A 19,542-nucleotide genomic window follows, 5' to 3' on the forward strand; every position below is an offset into this window, starting at 1 on the left:
ATTCAGGAAGCCGGGTCAATGCGTGGCGGCGGCATCGTCGCGGGCAACCGCGCCCGCTGCCGCGGCTCGCAGGCCCGTATGGAAAAACAGGAAGTTGAGCAGCGCCGCGGTAATGGCACCCATGGCCACGCCATTGCCCACCAGGATGCGCACATTGGCCGGCAGGCCGCCATAGATGCCGGGCACCAGGATCGGCAGCAGGCCCACGGCCAGCGCCACGGCCACCACGTACATATTGGCGTGGTCGCGCAGATCCACCTTGCGCAGCATGTCGATGCCCATGGTGCCGACGATGCAGAACACCACCAGCCCGGTGCCGCCGACCACGGCCTCGGGAATCGCGCTGATCAGCGACGACACCGGCACCAGCAGCCCGAACACCACCAGGATCGCGCCCGACATCGCCGTGACGAAGCGCGAGCGCACGCCGGTGGCACGCACGATGCCGATGTTCTCGCCGCTGGTGATGATCAGCGAGGTGCCGAACATCCCGCCCAGCAGCGAAGTCAGCGCATCGGCGCGGATGGTGCGCGGCACGTCGCGCTGCTGGTCAACCGGCCGGCCCACGGCATCGCTGATCGCCAGCGTCTGGCCGGTGGCCTCCACCATCGAGATCACGGCGAACACCATCAGCGGGATTGCCGCCACCACATCGAAATGCGGCCACCCGAACGGGAACGGCGTGGGCAACGCGAACACGGGCGACATCGACACATGGCCAGGCTGGAACGCGCCGGCCAGCCCGGCCACCAGCGCACCGCCCAGCAGCCCCAGCAGGATCGCCAGCTGCGCCAGCATGCCCGACAGCAGGCGCGATGCCGCCACGGTGCAGGCAATGGTGGCGAACGCCAGCAGCAGGTTGAGCGGGTCCACCGTGCTGCCCGCGGCCGGGTGGCCGGCAACCAGCTTGCCGGATACCTGCGCCAGGTTGATCGCCACCAGCAGCAGCATCGTCCCCACCACCACCGGCGGGAAATAGCGCAGACAGCGCCGGAACACCGGCAGCACGCAGAAGTAGAACACGCCGGTCAGGATCACCGCGCCGGCAGCAGTCTGCACGTCGGTCTGCTGCGCGATCAGGATAAACAGCACGATCGGGGCGCCGCCGGGCAGCATCACGAACGGCAGCCGGGCACCGATGCCGCGCTTGCCCAGCGACTGCAACAGCGTGCCGAGGCCGCAGATCACAAAGGTGGCGCTCAGCAGCTGCACCGCCAGCGCGGGCGGGAAGTTCAGCGCCTTGCTCATCAGGAAGACGGACGCGATCGGCGACGCGGCCATGACCAGTACGTGTTGAAGCCCGAAGACAAACAGGCGCCGCCATGGCAGCCGTTCATCCACCGGCGCGGGGGCGGGGTGGGACATGCTTTGCTCCTCGTTTGGTGTGTGAGCGTTTGTGCCGGTGGCTCGCAAGCCACTTGCTGCGTCTGTGCGCAATTCGCCTCAGATATTATCGATTTCCGCCAACAAAAACGTTTTGGTAAGTGTAGGGAAATGGAATTCGCGATGCAAGCGGTTTCTCGGCGGAACGCCCGTGGTCTTCCCCCATATCGATTCAATCGATAAGTGCTAGCAGCAAAACACGTTTCACAAGTTGATGCCGCGGCCTCAAAGTACCCGCCATAGCGCCTTGCGAGACACAACAAGCCCCTGAAGGAGACGCCCCATGCGAGACAAGAACAGTCCGGCGGAATCTGCCGACCCCGCCCAGCCGCTGCCGGCCCGGCGCCGCATCGTCCAGGGCGCGGGCCTGCTCGCCCTCGGCGCCACCCCGCTCGGCGCACTGGCCGCGCGCATCAGCGACGGCGTCACGCTGGCCGACGGCCCCCGCCCGCTGGTGCGCTATCCGGGCAAGCGCCCGCTGGTGCGCGTCAGCACCCGGCCGCCACACCTTGAGACGCCCTTCTCTGCGTTCAACGAGGGGCCGATCACCGCCAACGACGCCTTCTTCGTGCGCTACCACCTGGCCAACATTCCGCTGTCTGTAGACCTTGCCACCTTCCGCCTGACGGTCGGCGGCCACGTCAACAAGCCGCTGAAGCTGTCGCTCGATGAACTGAAGCGGCTGGCCGATCCGGTGGACATCGTCGCCGTGAACCAGTGTTCAGGCAACAGCCGCGGCTTCTCCGAGCCGCGCGTGTTCGGTGCCCAACTTGCCAACGGCGCAATGGGCAATGCGCGCTGGACCGGCGTGCCGCTGCGCAAGGTGCTGGAGCACGCAGGCGTCAAGGCCGGCGCCAAGGTGGTCACGTTCAACGGGATGGATACGCCGGTGTTGCCGAGCACGCCGGACTTCCGCAAGTCGCTCGATATCGCCCATGCCATGAACGGCGAGCCGATGCTGGCCTGGGGCATGAACGGCGAAGACCTGCCGCTGCTCAACGGCTACCCCGTCAAGCTGGTGGTGCCGGGCTACTTCGGCACCTACTGGATCAAACACCTGTCCGAGATCGAGGTGCTGGACCACCCGTTCGAAGGCCATGATGCGTTCTTCATGACCAAGGGCTATCGCGTACCGGATAACGACTGCCAATGCGTGGCGCCGGGCACCCCCGCCAGCAAGACGCGACCGATCTCGACGCTGGCGGTACGCAGCTTCATCACCAGCGTGGGCGCCGGCGGCGTGCTGCCCGCCGGGCGCACGGTGGAGCTGAAAGGCATTGCCTTCGATGGCGGCTCCGGCATCCGCGGCGTCGAGGTCTCGGTGGACGGCGGGCAGAGCTGGCAGGCCGCGACGCTGGGCCAGGACCTGGGGCGCTTCTCGTTCCGCGCCTGGCAACTGCCGGTGAAGTTCGCGCGCAAGGGCCCGGCGGTGCTGATGGTGCGCGCCACCAGCGTCCAGGGCGAGGTGCAGCCCGCCAAGGCCAACTGGAACCCGGCCGGCTATCGCCGCAACGTCATTGAATCCACGCCGGTCACCATCGCCTGAGGAGCGCACCATGCATCGATCCATCACCCCAGTGCTGCTCGCGCTCGCCCTGCTGGGCGCGGGCAGCGCGTCCGCGGCCCCCCAGGACATCAAGCTGCCGGCGGAGAACGTCAAGCTCAAACCGGCCAAGCTGCCCGGCTACGGCATCGCCATGCAGAAATGCGCGATCTGCCATTCGGCCGACTACGTCTCCTACCAGCCGCCCGGCCTGAGCCTGACGCAGTGGACCGCCGAGATGAAGAAAATGCAGCAGGCCTATGGTGCGCCGATCGACGATGGCGAGGTCGAGCAGCTCGGCGCCTACCTCGCGGTGGCCTACGGCTCCGCCAGGATCAAGGACCCGGAGATCGTGGCGATCGCGCAGAAGGCGGGCAAGCCCGCGCCGGCCACACCCGCGGCCGCCTCGGCGCCTGCCGCCGCCGCGGTGGACGTGCAGGGCCTGCTGGCCAGGAACGCCTGCCTGAGCTGCCACAGCGTGACGCAGAAGGTGGTCGGCCCGGCTTATCACGAAGTCGCCACCCGCTACAAGGGCGATGCGCAGGCACAGGCCAAGCTGGAAGCCAGCATCCGCGGCGGCAGCAGCGGCAAATGGGGATCGGTGCCGATGCCGCCGTTTGCCGGCTTGAAGGCGGATGAGGTCAAGGCGCTGGCGGCGTACGTGCGGCAGCAATAGCCTGCGCCCCGCTTCCCCGATCACAAGACGCCCCGGCTGATGCCGGGGCGTCTTGCATTTCGCGCTTGCAGTTTCCGCTTGCCTCCCTATACTTAGCCCCATGGCTAACCATTGTGCCGAGTTTGCTGACGTGTCCCAGGCTGTCGATATTTCCCCGCTTTCCGACGTGTTCTACGCGCTGGCGGACCCGACCCGCCGCGCCATCGTCAGCGTGCTCGGCCGCGGGCCGGAAACGGTCTCGGCGCTGGCGGCACCGTTCACGATGGCACTGCCCTCGTTCATGAAGCACCTGCAGGTGCTGGAGCGCAGCGGCCTGATCCGCTCGCGCAAGACGGGGCGCGTGCGCACTTGCGAACTGGTACCGCAACCGCTGTCAGACGCGCAGCAATGGCTGGCCGACCAGCGCGCCATGTGGGAGGCCCGTACCGACCGCCTGGCCGCTCTTGTCGAAGCCCTTCATCAGGAGGAACAGTCAGATGCCGAATGAAAACGCCGCCAGCCCTGAAAGCCAGGACCTGGTCATCTCGCGCCTGCTCAAGGCCCCGCGTGCCAAGGTCTGGCGTGCATGGAGCGATCCCAAGCTGCTCAAGGAATGGTGGTGCCCCAAACCCTGGACCACCGAGGTCCTGGCCTTCGACATGCGCCCCGGCGGCGCCTTCCATACCCTCATGAAAGGCCCGGACGGCGGCGTCAGCGACAACCCGGGATGCTTCCTCGAGATCGTGCCGATGGAGAAGATCGTCTCCACCTCGGCCCTGGTGGCCGGGTACCGGCCCAACAAGCCGTGGCTGTCGATGACCGCGGTCATCACCATGGCCGACGAGGGTGACGGCACCCGCTACATTGCGCGCGTGATGCATCCGGACGAGGCCACGCGCAAGCAGCATGAGGAGCTGGGGTTCTATGAAGGCTGGGGCATCTGCATTACGCAGCTGGATGAGTTTGCGCAGCAGTTGAAGTAAGGCTGCGGCAAGTGAATGGCGCCGGCACGGGATACCGTGCCGGCGCGACTTCCTTGATATTTCGCCGGTCTGCATGGTGAGGTGAGGGTCTCAAATTACATGGCCTCAAGGAAAGGCTGAATTGAACAACGTGTCGTCTGGCCGAGACGCTCCGAATCAACGTCAGCCTACCGTGGCGCTGTCGCCGCCTCCATGTGGGTGATTGTTCTCCGGCACATCGTCCATCGTCTGGCAAGGGACAAAATGCCATTGTTCCGCCTCCGGATCGAATACGGCGATCTGGTTCACGACCTGGCCAGCCGAATGCACTACCGTACTTGCGGTTGCCAGCGCGCTGTCTATTGCGTGCTTCATGCGGTCGCCCTTCCAGATCCTGGCTAGCGACTGCAGTGTGTCCTGCCAGGCAAAGAGACCTGCGCCCTCAAAGAGACGGCTGATCGCGCGTCGGCCATCGGTGGTGTATTCAGGCACAAGAATTCCCATCCGCAATGGCGCGCGCACGTCATGCACCAAGACGTTGCGCCGCCACTTGCCGCTTGGGCTGAGCAGGAGCTGTCCGTCGCGGGCGAGAAAGCCGCAGGCAATGTCCAACTCCACGCCGGTCGGGAAGGTTTGCTTCACGCGGGCTGCGGGCAGCCGGTCAAGGGATGGAAACTTGAAGGCTTGATTGGGGGCGCTGCCCCGCATTGAGTCCAACAGCAGGTCGATCGGCGACAGGTAGGCAGTCAGGACCGTCTTGTTCCCGTAGCGCATGCCCCAGAAGCCTTCCATTCCGCGCTTGCCCGGTACCTTGGAAGGTTGCACTATCAAGATAACGTGAGGCGCTGGTAGCGGCGAAGTGGCGGTCATGTGGTCTGTTCCGTAGTGCTTCGAAGCAGGGCTTCCGCTTCCGCGCGGGTCAGCGCGCCACGCTTGCGTCGCTCCTGCTGCTGGTCGAGCATTCGCGCCAGATCCTCGCGGGAGGGCCTGGCATCCGGGCCGCTCGGCACGCCGATGTAGTCGTCGGCGTACGGGCGCGCGTACGGGTCATTGGGCATGGGCTTGCACGCCGCCTCGATCTCCGGCGGCCACACGGGATCACTGCACGTGACGAGCACGAGCCAGCGGGCGATCGCATCCAGCAGTGCGAACGGTGCAAAGATGACGTCGGTCAAGGTGAAGAACGCTCCGGAGAATTTACCCCCTCTGCAGATCTTGTAGCCTTCCCAGAACGTTTCCCGCGGCGCCCAGAAGCGATATGGCTCGGGCAGCCCAGCCGGCCCGTCCTGCATGTAGCGGCGGTAGTATTCCCACTGCGCGTAGGCTTCTTCCAGGGTGAAGACGAACTGGCCGAGCACGAATGCGCGGACGACGTTGCCACTCGCGTCGAGCTGGTAATGGCGGATGTCGTACATGTCATAGGCGCGTGAAAATCCGCCCATGCGCCGATGGCCCACACAGAAGAATTCGTCATGGTTCCATGGCACTTCCCAGATGCCGCCCGGGTCCTTGGTGCGAATGGCATAGATACGACGGGTCTTCCGGTTCAGGCGGATGGGGCGGCGCTTCAGCGTGAACATGTTGCGACGCATCGGATCGAAGGCAAGCAGACCGAAGAAGCCTGCAGAACTAAAGCCAAGTAATATGCCGACGATCGTACCGAACCAATACCCGTTCTTCGCCATCATTTCCTCAGAGTCTCTGAATGGGCTAGTTGCAAGCAATAATCCGTAAAAGAGAGAAAACGACGCAAATGCTGAACAGATAATCCAAAGCAGACCAACGTTCTGCATCCGAGCCTGCGACTCATCGGTGATCTCCAGGCAGGTCGAATCAATGCGGTAGACATTGCCGCTCTCCAGCACATGCTCGCTGGCAGGCTGGCCGACATGGAGCCGGTGTTCTTGCTCCCACTTGCCCAGCGGTTTGCCCTGTTGGCGGAAGTAGAAAGGCGTGCGTTCATCCTTGGTCGGGAATTTCATCGAAGAGTCCTATTTGACGTCCTTGAGGCCCAGTTGCACGAACTCGAACGACTCGGTCTCCAGGCTGGTGTAGCGTTCGCTGGCGGGTCCCTTGCTGAAACGGCAACGCTTGGCCCACTTGAGCGTCGCCGGGTCGTCTAGTATCAGGATGCCGATGTTCACCGCGAGCAACACGACTAGGAACGGCCAGCTAGGCACGCCAACGAGGAAGGCCAGGAATTCTTCAGTCGCCAGCGGGAGGACGGCTGCTGCGCCTCCGGACATCGCAGAGCCAAAATATAGTATTGAGACTGTCCGGTTTCCCCTCATGCCTTCATCGTAGGCATGGTACGCATCCCATCCCACCCCAACTGCAGCCCCGGCAAAACCAATCCAACGCCCTCTGACAGCCAGCTTCTTGCCCATTTCCAGCCATTCCGCCTTCGGCGGCGAGCGCATGATGCGCCGGACAATTATGTGCGTCGGCGCCTTCTCCAGCACGACGCCAGTCTGCTCGGCAAGGGTCCCGGCCATGGACACCAGGCCGCCGACCAGCTTGATTCCTCTTTCGGGTTCATCGAACTCGCCCGCTGCGCGGAACGATTGCGTGGCGTGATAGAGTGCCAGTCCCTGCAGGATGCAGGCGACCGCCCCGACATTCACGAAGCGTGAACCCAGGACCGCCTTGACTTGCCGCACCCCAGGCACGTCATTGGCGGTACGCAGCTTGAGGGCGCTCAGTTCCGGAATGCGCTCCAGGTCCTCTGCCTTGAACCACACCAATCTGGCGGTTTGAGCCATGCGCTTGGCCGCGCGTCCAAGTGCCACGGCGTCCTCGCGCCGTCGGGTGCGGTCCAGTTGCTTGTACAACTCCGGATTCACTGTGGAGAGATCGTTCAGCACGACCGCGCGGATTTGCATGACGCTGGCCGTGGGGGCGATCAGGCGCACGCCGCCTAGCAGGCTCATCCCGTACAAGGCGAGCCTGGCCGATGCCGAGCTGACGCTGTTTGCAAGGGTCGGGATGATCTGGTCGGCCAGTATCCAGGTCAGGCGCGGTACCAGGCCCATCTTCGCTAGGGCTTCGGGAAGAGTGAGGCCCTTTGCCATGGAGTCCATCTTGTCGAGACCGCTCTTCAGGATGCCGAAGATGGCGGCATAGCCCTGATCGGTCGGGTCCGGCACCGTGTCGATGATGGGCTTGTGGTCCAGCAACAGGGCGCGCGCAAGCAGATTGCTGTGGTTCTCCGGATTCGCCTCGTTGAACCAACGCTGGATGACCCGACGGCATTCCACGGTGTCGAGCGCGTTCTCCAGGCAGCGCGTCAGGGATTCGTTGTAGACATAGCCGTGCGGCAGGTCCATCTTGTCATGCCGGTATTGCATGTAGGAAGCAAGCTGAGGACTCATGAGCCACTGTGCGAGCGAGGTCGCAATGGGTGCCAGCACGTCCTCGTTGAGGGCCTTCAGTCTGGGACTCAGGTCCTGGTGGCGCTTGCCTGGCGTGAGTTCGTCTTCGTAGGGTTTCCAGGCGGCGTCACTGGCGGCTTTCTTGCGGGCAAGTCGCGTGGCTTCACGCTCCGCATCTTCGCGCTTCCATCGCTCGGCCGTCGCTTTTCCATTAAACAGAACCGACATGAGTTCGTAAGCCGGAAATCCATCCGGCGTGGTCTTCATGCGCTCAGCCTCGGCCGCCGCGGCCTCCGCCTCTTTCGTGTGCTGCGCCTCGGCGTTGGCCCGGATGTTCTTTTCGAGCGTATCCAGGAACAGATCTGTTGCCTTGTCCCAGATGACGCCGTTGTTTGCCTTAGCGTGCAGCTTGGGATTGGTCAGGATGCCCAGGTCTTCAGTGATTGCGAGCGGATCATTGAACGCCAGCATCATCGCCTTGCCGGGGGACACGATCTCCATCCGATCCGCAAGCATCGAACCGCTTATGGGGCCAATCGGAGCAATCTCGCCCAGGTTAATGGTTCCGGGTGGTGTGGCGCTCAGATACCGGAATGCTTGTTGCTGCGCTTCGGGCGTCATGGCGAACGATGCCACGCGCTTGTTGATTTCCGTCGCGCGGCCGGCGTGTGGCTGGTTCTGGTTGCCCATCCAGGCGGCCACGTCGAGGCATTGCATATGAGCCCTGCGCACATCGACTTTGTGCTTGTTGTCGTTCAGTTGGGCCTTGGTCCAGGCCACATGCGAATAGGCGTACCAGACACGCGTCGCGTGCGCGGGATCGGGAATGGTGAAATACAGGGATTCAAGGCTGTGGTGCGAACTAACACAGCAACTGAACGCCTCCGGGACTTTGGCTGGGCCAGGATTCTCCGGTATGACCTTCCACATGTGACCGCCCTTCATGACCACATAGGCATCCCACATTTGCATGGCTTCATGGAAGACGTACAGGAAGCCGGGGCGCATCGTGCGAAGGATGTACTGCACCCCGCTGCCGAGCTGGGCAGGGGCGTTCTCGATCCTGAAATTCCCTGAGAGCGGCGGCGCCCCGTTCTTGTCCTCGGGTCCGACGACGGCGTACCGGACCGGCAGCACGGCCAAGCCGGGCGCATGATGGCAAAAATTGCACGCCTTCACCGGTTTGGATGAACATTCCAGCGTGCTGTCAACGTTATACATGACCATGGTGGCGTTCCGATGAGATTTGCCTGGCGTGCTGCGCCATGATTTTCATGAGTTCCCAGTCGTCGCTGGACAGCGATCCCAGTGCCTGGCGCAGCGTCATTTCGCCTGCGGCCACGGCGGGCCATGCGGCCTGCAGTTTCGGTTGGTCTTCGAACGGCTGCCCAAACGCCGCGACGTGTGTGGCGTAGTGACGGCGATCCGCCGGCAGGGTCAGATGCAGCACTTCATCGGCGTGCCGCAAGGCGCGGTCCACTGTGCGGGCCTGTGCCAGGGACGGCTTGTTGCGCCCGGCAATGCGTGTCAGGACCTGCGCAATATCGGCGGTTTGCTCGACGGTGGGCCACTGCCTGGCGTCTGGCCACCAGGGTCGCGGCAACGTCGGCGGTGCCTCCGCCAGCGTCGGTCTGGCGAACTGGTACCAATCGCCCGCCCAGGCGAAGCCCCACGACTCGCTCGGGCCAAGGAGCGCATGGAGTTGGACGGGACGCAGCAGCCACGTCATGTGCGCAAATACGCGAGGGTCGTAGAAGCGCCACAGCGCGTGTCCGCCGGCATGGTCGGTACCGGTGAGGCAGGACGCCAGATGGCTGCTGACTTCCTGGACAGGGGGCGACGCTCTGCAGCCACGCGCAGATGAGGGGCGGATCTCCACGCGCGGCTTCATCCTGGGCCACGTTCAATAGCATCTGCCGGTCTGCCGGCGACACGGTGGCCAGCTCTACCACGGCGGGCATCAGGTGTGCGTTGTCGCCGATGCCGGCGGGCAAGCACTGATGTAGCGTCAGGGCAGACAGATCCGCGAGGGTGGGATCGTGATTTAGCGGATCGAGCACCAGGTAACCGTCGCCCCAGGCCTGCGGCCAGGGCAGTTGGGTCAATGGGTTGCCGATGGGTGCGGCCATGTTCGTCCTCAATGCAGAGGCACGGCACCGGCGCCGGATGCCGCCGCTCCCGCCGCCAGGTGCGAGCAGATCTTGGTGGTGGGCAACGTATAGGGAGCATTCTTTGGCCCGGTGAGCGACTTGCTGGCCGAGAACACAATCCACTTGCCCGTCGAAATGTTCTCGATGCCCTCCGGCGTGATGCGCAACTCGTTGCCCTCGACATTGACCCGAACGCCTTTCTTGCCGCTGATCTCCACCCAGTCAGTTGTGGACAGCAGGCGCAGCACCTTCTGTGCGATCACATCGACGTCATCCGACTGGGCCTGCACCTCCACCTTGCCCTTGGCCGAATACAGCTTGATCCCGTCGCGCTGGACGAAGAGCGAGAAACGGTCGCTGATCGTGGCGTACATGCCACCGCCGCAGGAGAATGAGAGGTGCTGGCCGCTGGTCAGCGCAATGTGTTCGCCGCTGTAGACGTGCGTGGATCCCGGCGCGGTGGTGGCGATGCCCGCCCGGCTGGCAACGGTGATGTGCGGCTCGGTGAATTCCCCCAGCTTGCCGCCGCCCTTGACCGCATCGGCCTGGCTGCGCAAAGTCTTGGCAACCTCCTGCTGCTGCCCGGTCTGGGCCTGGGCATTGACCGCGCTCTGGGCGAGCGAATCCGCCAGGGTCAGGGCTTCCATGAACACATGGATGACATCCTCCACGTTCATGGCGTTGCCCTCGGCCCGTTCGCGCGGGTAGGTGGTTAGCAGCATGCCCAACGCCGCGCGTAGCGCGGCATGTCCATCGGTGCGCGCCTCCAGCCCCTCACCACGCTTGTCGCGGCGTCCCTGCACGTCAGGAATGCCGGTGATGTACCCCATGCTGATCTGCGACTGCAGGTGGTCCGATGCGAGCTGCGCCTGGATTTTTCCCTTGGTGTCGTCCAGCACCAGGTGGTTACTACGACCACCATCGTGCTCGCGGCTGCGAATGCCGGTGAGAGCGAGCTGGTCCGGCAGCTGCCATGGCGGCATGTTGAGGCTGTTCGGCACCGCCCCCATCACAATGGGCTTGTCCGGATCGCCGCCGTCCAGGAACATCACCAGAACTTCGCTGCCGATACGCGGGATGCTGATCTGGCCGTACTGTGAGCCCGCCCACGGCGTGGCCACGCGCACCCAGCAGGACATCTTGTTGAAGCGGTCCCACGGAAACTGGACGCGGACGCGCCCATACTGATCCGGCCACACGACATGGCTGTCTTCCGGCCCGACCACGGTCGCGCTTTGCGGCCCAGCGACCACCGGCCACGGGATGCTCAGCGCCGGACGGAAGACCTCATGGGTGGGGTGGCACTCGAACTCGACGCGGCAATGCCAGCGCTGGCCCTCGCCGGAGGCCTCGGCCACGTCTTCCAGCCTGAGGTTGGCGCCAAGCACCACGTACTCGCGGTTGGCCGCCTGCTGGGGGTGTCCCTTCACATTCATGGTGCAGCCTGGCACCACCGCGCGCAGGTTGCCGGTGCCAAAGCAGCGCAGGCCACGCGAACGGATTTCCTCCATGCGGATGCGGGCGATCATGTCGCCTTCGTCCCACGGGCGGTTGTCCGTGGCCGGCTGGGCATGCTCGCTGGGGAAGTCGTACACCTCCTGGTGCAGCGCGCCAGTGTTCAGGCCCGTGTCCCGCGGGTCCGAACTGCTGGCGCTCAGGTTGCCGCGCGGCTGGGTGAAGCTGTAGGCATTGGTCGTGTACTTGCCTGCGACCACGGCATCGACAACCGAGAACGCATCGAGGTGTTCCTGGTCGACCCTGACGCCAGGCGGATGGATTTCCAGCACCTGGTACGCCTCGCTCGGCATGCTGAAATAGCCACCGACGTGATCGACCAGAACCAGGCGGTGCTTGCCGTCAGAATGTTCGAAGAACCACGATATGCCCCAGTGCTGCATGAGGCGGGCGATGAAGGTGTAGTCGCTCTCGTCGCACTGGGTGCGGTAGACCCGCCTGGGGTATTTCGCCACGTCGAGCCTGCGCTCAACCGGAAAGGAGTATGCAGACAGGACCTCTTCGATGATCTCGATGTCGGTGCGGTTCTCGAAGACGCGGCTGTCCCGGTTCTGGGAGGCGATCCACAGCCAGGGACGCAGGGTCAGTCCGTAGACAAAGTGCCGCCCTTCGGCGCGCAGGTAGCGGGCGCGGTCCACTATGCCGCTGATCTCACGCGTGCCGGCACCCACGCCGCCTGCCATCCCGGTGCCCATGCCATCCAGTTCGATGCGAACGGTCAGCTCGCGCCCGTTCATCTCGCGCAAGTCGAAGTTGCCTTCCGGGCCGTGGAAGTTGTAGGCCTTGTCCGGCGTCTTCAGTTCGATGTCGTATTCGAACAGGCCGCAGACGCCTTCCTTGCCATCCAGGCGTACGAAGGTAAAGGGGGACTGTCCGAAGAGTTCCGGCAACGCCGGACCAGACACGGTGACGGTGCGGGAGGAAAGGAACGGCGGTCGGTTATCCAAGTGCAGCACTCCGTAGCGTTGAACTTTCTCTTGCCGCAGAAGCACCAGTGTTCCGGTGCTTTGCTTCTCGCGTCATTTGCATGACCGTCAAGAAGATGCGTTCGTCGCGTACGGTAGCCGTTATGCGTTGAGGAAGGAAGGTGGATTATTCAGATATCGCCATTGTTTTCGATTGAATGAGAATTCCAATAGAAATTAAGGGATGTCCTATATCAATCTCGTATCGCCATGATCTATAGGGTCGTTCCGTGCGATTTCGTTCGCCTTGTGAAGCGCGAAGAGTAAGCACAAAGGAAAATGACCCGACACGAGCGACAGCCCGGGATGCGTTCTAGAGATTGGCGCCCTCCCCCACTTTGCGGGGAGCGCCACGGGACAGGTGGCAGCCCGCCCCGGGTCTCCGTAGCCTCAGCCGCTTGGCCTCAGCGCCGCATGAACGGGCAGCAGTCCGTTTCAGAACCGATGCCGCAACCCCACGCTCACCGACTTCGCATCATCCCCGCTACCCGGATCGATCACGATGCTGTTGTTGCTCACGCTGCCGCCAGGGCTGTTATGCACCAGCACCGCCCGCACATAGGCGGTGGTGCGCTTGCTCAGGTCATGGTCCCACCCCAGCGTCACCGCCAGCGGCCGCTGGCCGCCGCCCAGGATCTGGCGCTTGAGTGCGGCGGCCTTGAAGGTGTCGCGCTGCGTCACGTTCCAGCTGAAGGTCACGCCGTAGTGGCGTGCCGAGCGGGTCTCGGGCCGGTCGCTGCTGGCGGCGCTGTACAGCAGGCCGATTTCCACCGGCTTGAAGCGATAGGAGCCGCCGACGAAATGGTTGGAAGTCAGCGTCGGTTCCACCGGCACGTTGGCGCCCGAATACATCCCCTGGTAGGAGTAGAACGCGTAGACGTTGCCGGCCTCGTAGGTCGCATTCATGCCGAAGTTCAGCCCTGAGCGCGCCGACCCCGGCACCTCGCCCGGCGCCACCGCTGCGCCGAAGGAAAAGCCGCCCCACTTGGGCGAGAAATACTGCACGGCGTTGTCGAAGCGGGCGCCGTAGGCCACGTGCCCGGTGCCCTGCGATGCAGTCGCGCTCAGCAGGTTGAACGGCGACACCGCGCCATTGAGCAGGAACGGATCCAGCCGCAGCAGCGCATAGAACGACGGCGTGTACTGCCGCCCCAGCCGGAACTCGCCCCAGTTGCCCGACAGGCCCAGATAGGCCTGCCGCCCGAACAGCCGGTTGTTGCCGAAGAACTCGGTGCCGTTGTCGATATTGAAGCCCGACTCGACCAGGAAGTTGGCCTTGAGCCCGCCGCCCAGGTCCTCGATGCCGCGGATGCCCCAGCGCGACGCGGCCTGCTGGCCTTCGCGCATGCGCACCACGCTTTCCGAGCCCCTGGCGTATTCGATCGATGCATCGACCACCCCGAACAACTGCATCGTGCCCGCCACGGCATTGCCCGCGGCCAGCGCCGCACCCATCACCATCCACTGTCTTACCTTCACGCTGCCTGTCTCCCGTTGTTGTTGTGGTCCAGCCTTACTTCGCCTGCAGCCCCGCCACCTTCACCACCTCGCCCCACGCGGCCAGGTCGGCGCTGACCAGCTTGCCCAGGTCGGCCGGGCTCGACGGCGCGGCCGGCTGCAGGTTCATGGCGGTGAATTTCTCGCGGTCGCCCGGTGTCTGCAGAATGCGATTCACCTCGGCGTTGAGCCGGTTGACGATCGGCGCGGGCAGGCCCCTGGGGCCGAAGATCGCGACCCAGCTGGCTTGCTGGAAGGGCACGCCCTGCTGCGACATGGTCGGCACGTCCGGAGCCGTCAGCAGGCGCTCCGGTCCGGAGACCGCAATGCCCCGTATGCGGCCGGACTTCAGGTGCGGGACCGACGAGATGGCGTCGGTGATGCCGACGGTGACGTGGCCCGCGGCCAGGTCGTTGCTGCACTGGGTGGCGGTCTTGTAGGGGATATGGCGCAGGTGGATGCCGGTCTTGGCCTTCAGGTATTCCATGGCCAGGTGGCCGCCCGAGCCCACGCCCCAAGAGCAGTACGCCAGTTCCGTCTTGCTGGACCTGGCGTAGGCAATCAGCTCCTGCAGGCTGTGCACCGGCACATTGGCGCTGACCGCGAGCAGGTTGCCGCCGGGCTGGCTGGGGCGTGCGATGGGGGTGAAGTCCTTGATCGGGTCATAGGGCAGCGACGGCGTGGTCCACGGGTTCACCGTCATGGTCGCGGCATAGGTGAACAGCAACGTGTAGCCGTCGGGCGCGGCGCGCGCCACGGTCTCGTTGGCGATGATGCCGTTGGCGCCGGGGCGGTTGTCGACCACCACCGGCTGCCTGAGCGCGGCGGTCAGGCGCTCGGCCACCAGCCGTGCCGTCTGGTCGGTGACGGTGCCCGCGCCCGAGGGCAGCACCATGCGGATGGGCTTGCTGGGGTACGGGGCCTCGGCGTGCGCGCTGGCGGCGCCCGCCAGGGCCAGCGCCGCGGCCAGGGCTGCTGTGCGCGTGGCACAAGCCCTGCGGGCGCCAGTGTGCTGGCTGCTCATATTGCTGTCTCCGTTGCGGCGCATTGGCCGCGCATGCCGGTGCGTTGCCGGCGTGTCATGGGTGGGCGCACCGGGCAGCGGCCCGGGCGCCCTGGCTGAACCGGCTCAGGCTTGCGCCTGCGCCGCGTGATCGAGTGCCGCCAGCCGTTCGTAGTGCCAGTCGGCATCGCCGAACAGGTTGGCGTGGGCTGCCAGGCGCTTGTAGCAGTGGCCGATTTCCATCTCGTCGGTCATGCCCACCGCACCGTGCAGCTGCACCACGTCTTCGCCGAGCGCGCGCCCGGCATCCGAGACAAAGGCCTTGGCATGGGATACCGCGCGCATGCGCGCCACCGCATCGCCATGCAGGGCGTTGGCCGCCAGCTCGGTGATGGCGCGTGCCTGCTCGACGCTGACATAGAGGTCCACCAGCCGGTGCCGGATCACCTGGTTGGCCGTCAGCGCGCGGCCGAACTGCTCGCGCGTCACCAGGTAGTCGCGGGTCAGGTCGAACGCGCGCGACATGGTGCCCACGGCTTCGGCGCAGGCCATCACCGTGGCCTGGTCGATGGCGGCTTCCACCAGCGGCCAGGCGCCGTCCACCGGGCCGATGCGCGCGCTGTCCGGCACGGTCGCGCGGCGCAGCGTCACGCTGGCGGTCTGGCGGCCGTCGTAGGTCGGCAGCGCATCGACGCTGATGCCGCGCATGTCGGCCGGCACCGCGAACAGTGTCAGGCCGTCGCGGTCGCGGCGCTGGCCGCCGCTACGCGCCAGCACCAGCAGCACCGCGGCGCTGCCGCCGCCCAGCACCAGGGTCTTGCGGCCGTCCAGCGTCCATTGCCCCGGCTCATGCTGTTGCGCGGTGGTGCTGATATCGAAGGCGTCATAGCGTCCCTGCGTTTCCCATGCGGCCAGCGCCAGCATCGCGCCACCCTCGGCCATCGCCGCCGCGATCGCGGCGTGGGCGGGATCGCCGCAGGCGGCCAGCAGCGGCGCGCACAGCGCGGCATTGGCCAGCCAGGGCTCGGCAGGCTGGGCGCGGCCCAGTTCCTCGGCCAGCAGGGCCTGGTCCGCGGCATCGCCCAGGCCGCCGCAGGCTTCGGGCAGCCCCACGGCCAGCCAGCCCATTTCGGCAAACGCCTGCCAGTGCTTGCGCGAGAAGCCATCGGGCTCGGCCAGCGCCGCGCGGCGCTGCTCGAAGCCGTAGCCGCGTTCGACATAGCGCCGCACGCTTTCCTGCAGCATGCGGCGATCGTCCGTTGGATCGCTCATGTGTTCAGTTCCTTGTCCTGGGTTGCGGGCACGATTGGAGCCACTACAGGCCCAGCACCTGCTTGGCCAGCAGTTCGTGCTGGATCTCGCTGGAGCCGCCGGCAATGGAGTAGCCGCGGGTGACGAAGCGGCGCGCCGATGCCGCCGCGGCGTACGCCGACTGTCCCGCTTGCGGCACGGCGGGCTCGAAGTGCGCGGCGCGGTCATAGGCCAGCGTGTCCGGCCCCAGCGCATCGACCGCCAGGTTCTCGATGTCCTGGATCAGCCGGCTGCCCAGCAGCTTGAGCATGCCGGTCTCCGGCCCCAGCGTTTCGCCGGCGCGCGCCCGCTTGCGAAAGCGCAGCACGGTTGCAGCCAGCGCTTCGAGCCGCACCTCCAGCGCGCGCATCCGGCGTGCAAACCACGGGCGCTGCGACAGCGGCTGGCCGCCCTCCTCCAGCTCGTTGCCGATGGCGCGCACCTTGGCCAGGCGGCGGCGGTTCTCCGCCACGCGCGCCAGGTTCAGCCGCTCATGCTCGAGCAGGGACTTGGCGATGGTCCAGCCGGCGTTCTCCTCGCCGACGAGGTTCTGCACCGGCACTTCCACCTCGTCGAAGAACACCTGGTTGAACAGGTGCCAGCCATGGATGCCCACCAGCGGCCGCACGCTGACGCCGGGGCTGCGCATGTCGATCAGCAGGAAGCTGATGCCCCGCTGCGCGCGCGCCTCGGTATCGGTGCGCACCAGGCAGAAGATCCAGTCCGCGTACTGCGCGTAGGAGGTCCAGATCTTGCTGCCGCTGACCACGTAGACCTCGGTGCCGTCGGGCCGCGTCTTGCGCACCGCACGCGTCTTCAGCGAAGCCAGGTCGGAGCCGGAGTTCGGTTCGGAATAGCCCTGGCACCACCAGTGCTCCTGGTTCAGGATGCGCGGCAGGAAGTACTGCTGCTGCGCCGGCGTGCCGTAGCGGATCAGGATCGGGCCGATCATCTCGAAGGTGATGCCGCCGCTCTCGGGCGCGTGCGCCAGCACCAGTTCTTCCTGGAATGCGGCGCGGCGCTCGGCGCTCCAGTTGCAGCCCTGCCATTCAGCCGGCCAGTGCGGCGCCAGCCAGCCGCGTTCGGCCAGCCGGCGCTGCCAGTCGACCAGCTCTGGCTTGCTGAGTTCCAGTCCGAGGCGGACTTTCTCGCGCACGGCATGGGGCAGCGACCGGGCGACGAATTCGCGCACCTCGCGGCGGAAGTCCTGCAGCGACGCGTCGTCGTCGGTGGTGATGGAATCTGTCATGGAGATATCGGTCCTCAGGAATTCTTGTCGCGCGCAGCAGATGCCATGCGCCTCGTCGCGGCGCGCATGCCGCCCTTGATCGCAGCCACGCCATCGGCCGGAAAACCCCCGATGGTGGCGGCCAGGCCGCGCGCGCGGTCCAGCACCTCGGCGTCTTCGACCAGTTCGGTGGCAATGCCCAGGCGCAGCAGCTCCGGCGCGGGCACGCGGTCGCCAAGCAGGCACAGGCGCGCGGCCACGGCCTCGGAATGGCGCAGCGCCAGCCAGTCGGCATTGCGCGGCGCGGCCATGCCCAGGCGGATCTCGCCGATCTGCAGGAAGGCCCCGGCGCCGCACACCAGCAGGTCGCCGGCCAGCGCCAGCGCCGCGCCGCCGTTGATGGCATGGCGCTCCAGCGCCACGATCCATGCCTTGCGGCTTTGCAGCAGGCCCAGGTGGACGCGCTCCCAGAGCGGCGCAAACGCGGCCAGCCCGCCGCGCTCCGCCTGCAGTGCCTGCAGGTCCAGGCCGGAACAGAAGGCGCCGTCGGCGCCGCGCAGCAGCACGGCGCGCACGCTGTCGTCGGCGGCCAGGGTCTCGATGGCGTCGCCCAGCGCGCGTGCCAGCGACATGTCGACGGCATTGCGGCGGGCCGGGCGGTTCAGCACCACCTCGGCCCAGCCGGCATGGCGCTGCAGCAGTACAGGGGATTGGGGGGTGTTCATGCGGGCTCCTGCCGGGCTTGTTCCACGCCGATCGCGCCGGCGCGGGCCATGGTGTGAATCTCCGCGGCGCTGAAGCCGAGCTCGGCCAGCACCTCGGTCGTATGCTGGCCGAGGCGCGGCACCGCGGGCATCGCGCCTGCCGGCATGCTGGCCATGGTGAAGGGCAGTCCCGGCAGCTCCAGCTGGCCGCCCTCGCCGTCGTCAACGGCTTGCAGCACGCCACTGGCGCGCACGTCGGGGCTCGCGTTGACCTGGTGGTAGTCGCGCACCACGCCCACCACCACCTGGTGGCGCTCCAGCAGCGTGCGCGCGGCGTCGCCGCTGAGGTGGCGCATGGCGTCGTGCAGGATGGCCAGCAGCGCCGGGCGGTTCTGCACGCGCAGCGCGTTGCAGGCAAAGCGCGGATCGTGCGCCAGCGCCGGCTGGCCGATGGCCTCGCACAGGCGCGTCCAGTGCTCGTCGAGATAGGCCGACAGCACGATATGCCCGTCCGCCACCGCGATCACATCCGCGGCCGGCGCGGCCTTGGGCTGGCTGTTGCCGCTGCGCACCGGCAGCGCGCCGGAGCACTGGTACTCGGCCCACAGCTGGGCCTGCATCTGCACGCCGACCGACAGCAGCGAGGTCTCGATGGTCTCGCCGGCGCCGGTGCGCTCGCGCCGGAACAGCGCCGCCAGGATGGCGTTGCCGGTCGCCAGCGCGGTGGCCGCGTCGATCAGCGCAAAACCGGCCTTCAGCGGCTGCCCGCCGGCCTCGCCGGTGACGGACATCATGCCGCTCTCGGCCTGCGCGGCAATATCCAGCCCGGGGCGCGTGCGCGACGGCCCACGCGTGCCGAAGCCGCTGATGGAGGCATGGATCAGGTCGGGACGCGCCGCGCGCAGCGTGGCGGCGTCCAGCCCCAGCGCTTCCATCACGCCGGCGCGGGTGTTGTGCAGCACCACGTCGCTGGCCAGCGCCAGCCGCCGTGCGGCGTCCAGCCCGCCGGGCGTGCGCAGGTCCAGCGCTATGCCGCGCTTGCCGCGGTTGTAGGCCAGGTACATCGGGCTCTGCGGGCTGGTGCCGTCAAAGCGCCGCGCGCTGTCGCCGCGCAAGGCCTCCACCTTGACCACGTCGGCGCCCAGGTCGGCCAGCATCATGGCCGCGCCCGGCGCCGCGATGAACTGCCCGAACTCCGCCACGCGTATGCCTGCCAGCGGCAGGTCTTGCCGGTTCGTCATGCGATGCCACTCCTCGAAGATGCCGGCGCGGCCGG

16 protein-coding genes are annotated in these 19,542 nt (G+C 66.2%); 4 read left to right on the forward strand and 12 right to left on the reverse strand.

Annotated features, from left to right (window positions below; all coding sequences use genetic code 11):
- Positions 1-15: 15 nt before the first annotated feature.
- Positions 16-1,365, reverse strand: a complete 1,350-nt coding sequence (locus AC3WRR_RS29800; RefSeq protein WP_010813390.1) for a uracil-xanthine permease family protein — start codon at positions 1,363-1,365, stop codon at positions 16-18.
- A gap of 301 nt (positions 1,366-1,666) precedes the next feature.
- Here AC3WRR_RS29800 and sorA point away from each other — a divergent pair, with 301 nt between their 5' ends.
- The 4 genes from sorA to AC3WRR_RS29820 all read left to right on the forward strand — a co-directional run bounded on the left by sorA (position 1,667) and on the right by AC3WRR_RS29820 (position 4,564).
- The gene (sorA, locus tag AC3WRR_RS29805; RefSeq protein ID WP_010813389.1) at positions 1,667-2,929 is read left to right on the forward strand and encodes a SorA family sulfite dehydrogenase catalytic subunit; all 1,263 of its coding nucleotides are present in this window, start codon (positions 1,667-1,669) and stop codon (positions 2,927-2,929) included.
- Positions 2,930-2,939: 10 nt separating this feature from the next.
- The gene (gene sorB, locus AC3WRR_RS29810; RefSeq protein WP_010813388.1) at positions 2,940-3,602 is read left to right on the forward strand and encodes a SorB family sulfite dehydrogenase c-type cytochrome subunit; all 663 of its coding nucleotides are present in this window, start codon (positions 2,940-2,942) and stop codon (positions 3,600-3,602) included.
- 100 nt (positions 3,603-3,702) lie between these two features.
- Positions 3,703-4,089 (forward strand): ArsR/SmtB family transcription factor, encoded by a 387-nt coding sequence (locus tag AC3WRR_RS29815; protein ID WP_051398556.1) that lies wholly within the window; start codon positions 3,703-3,705, stop codon positions 4,087-4,089.
- The gene (locus AC3WRR_RS29820; protein ID WP_010813386.1) at positions 4,079-4,564 is read left to right on the forward strand and encodes an SRPBCC family protein; all 486 of its coding nucleotides are present in this window, start codon (positions 4,079-4,081) and stop codon (positions 4,562-4,564) included. Before AC3WRR_RS29815 ends, AC3WRR_RS29820 begins: the two co-directional genes overlap by 11 nt.
- A gap of 162 nt (positions 4,565-4,726) precedes the next feature.
- Here AC3WRR_RS29820 and AC3WRR_RS29825 read toward each other — a convergent pair whose 3' ends face one another.
- From AC3WRR_RS29825 to AC3WRR_RS29875, 11 genes are all read right to left on the reverse strand, one after another.
- Entirely contained in the window at positions 4,727-5,413 is a 687-nt protein-coding gene (locus AC3WRR_RS29825; RefSeq protein ID WP_439669809.1) for a hypothetical protein, read from the reverse strand.
- A complete protein-coding gene (locus tag AC3WRR_RS29830) occupies positions 5,410-6,525 on the reverse strand; it encodes a DUF6708 domain-containing protein (RefSeq protein WP_011616846.1) in 1,116 nt (371 codons plus the stop codon). The genes AC3WRR_RS29825 and AC3WRR_RS29830 overlap by 4 nt, the downstream gene beginning before the upstream one ends.
- Before the next feature lie 9 nt (positions 6,526-6,534).
- Entirely contained in the window at positions 6,535-9,141 is a 2,607-nt protein-coding gene (locus AC3WRR_RS29835) for a T6SS effector BTH_I2691 family protein (RefSeq protein WP_492298845.1), read from the reverse strand.
- Entirely contained in the window at positions 9,128-9,805 is a 678-nt protein-coding gene (locus tag AC3WRR_RS29840) for a hypothetical protein (protein ID WP_492298847.1), read from the reverse strand. The genes AC3WRR_RS29835 and AC3WRR_RS29840 overlap by 14 nt, the downstream gene beginning before the upstream one ends.
- Before the next feature lie 246 nt (positions 9,806-10,051).
- Positions 10,052-12,526, reverse strand: coding sequence for a type VI secretion system Vgr family protein (locus tag AC3WRR_RS29845; protein WP_492298849.1), 2,475 nt, complete (start codon positions 12,524-12,526; stop codon positions 10,052-10,054).
- A 453-nt stretch (positions 12,527-12,979) separates the two neighbouring features.
- Positions 12,980-14,005 carry a porin gene (locus AC3WRR_RS29850; RefSeq protein ID WP_010813380.1) on the reverse strand — a complete coding sequence of 342 codons (1,026 nt, stop codon included), beginning with the start codon at positions 14,003-14,005 and terminating at the stop codon, positions 12,980-12,982.
- A 52-nt stretch (positions 14,006-14,057) separates the two neighbouring features.
- Positions 14,058-15,065, reverse strand: coding sequence for a Bug family tripartite tricarboxylate transporter substrate binding protein (locus tag AC3WRR_RS29855; RefSeq protein WP_492298851.1), 1,008 nt, complete (start codon positions 15,063-15,065; stop codon positions 14,058-14,060).
- A gap of 105 nt (positions 15,066-15,170) precedes the next feature.
- Positions 15,171-16,316 (reverse strand): acyl-CoA dehydrogenase family protein, encoded by a 1,146-nt coding sequence (locus AC3WRR_RS29860; protein ID WP_062804662.1) that lies wholly within the window; start codon positions 16,314-16,316, stop codon positions 15,171-15,173.
- 43 nt (positions 16,317-16,359) lie between these two features.
- Positions 16,360-17,583 carry an acyl-CoA dehydrogenase family protein gene (locus AC3WRR_RS29865; RefSeq protein ID WP_439672550.1) on the reverse strand — a complete coding sequence of 408 codons (1,224 nt, stop codon included), beginning with the start codon at positions 17,581-17,583 and terminating at the stop codon, positions 16,360-16,362.
- 14 nt (positions 17,584-17,597) lie between these two features.
- Positions 17,598-18,287 (reverse strand): enoyl-CoA hydratase/isomerase family protein, encoded by a 690-nt coding sequence (locus AC3WRR_RS29870; protein WP_010813376.1) that lies wholly within the window; start codon positions 18,285-18,287, stop codon positions 17,598-17,600.
- A complete protein-coding gene (locus AC3WRR_RS29875; protein ID WP_011616839.1) occupies positions 18,284-19,507 on the reverse strand; it encodes a CaiB/BaiF CoA transferase family protein in 1,224 nt (407 codons plus the stop codon). The genes AC3WRR_RS29870 and AC3WRR_RS29875 overlap by 4 nt, the downstream gene beginning before the upstream one ends.
- Positions 19,508-19,542: the final 35 nt, after the last annotated feature.

Source organism: Cupriavidus sp. FW305-3-2-15-C-LB2, from assembly GCF_058787575.1.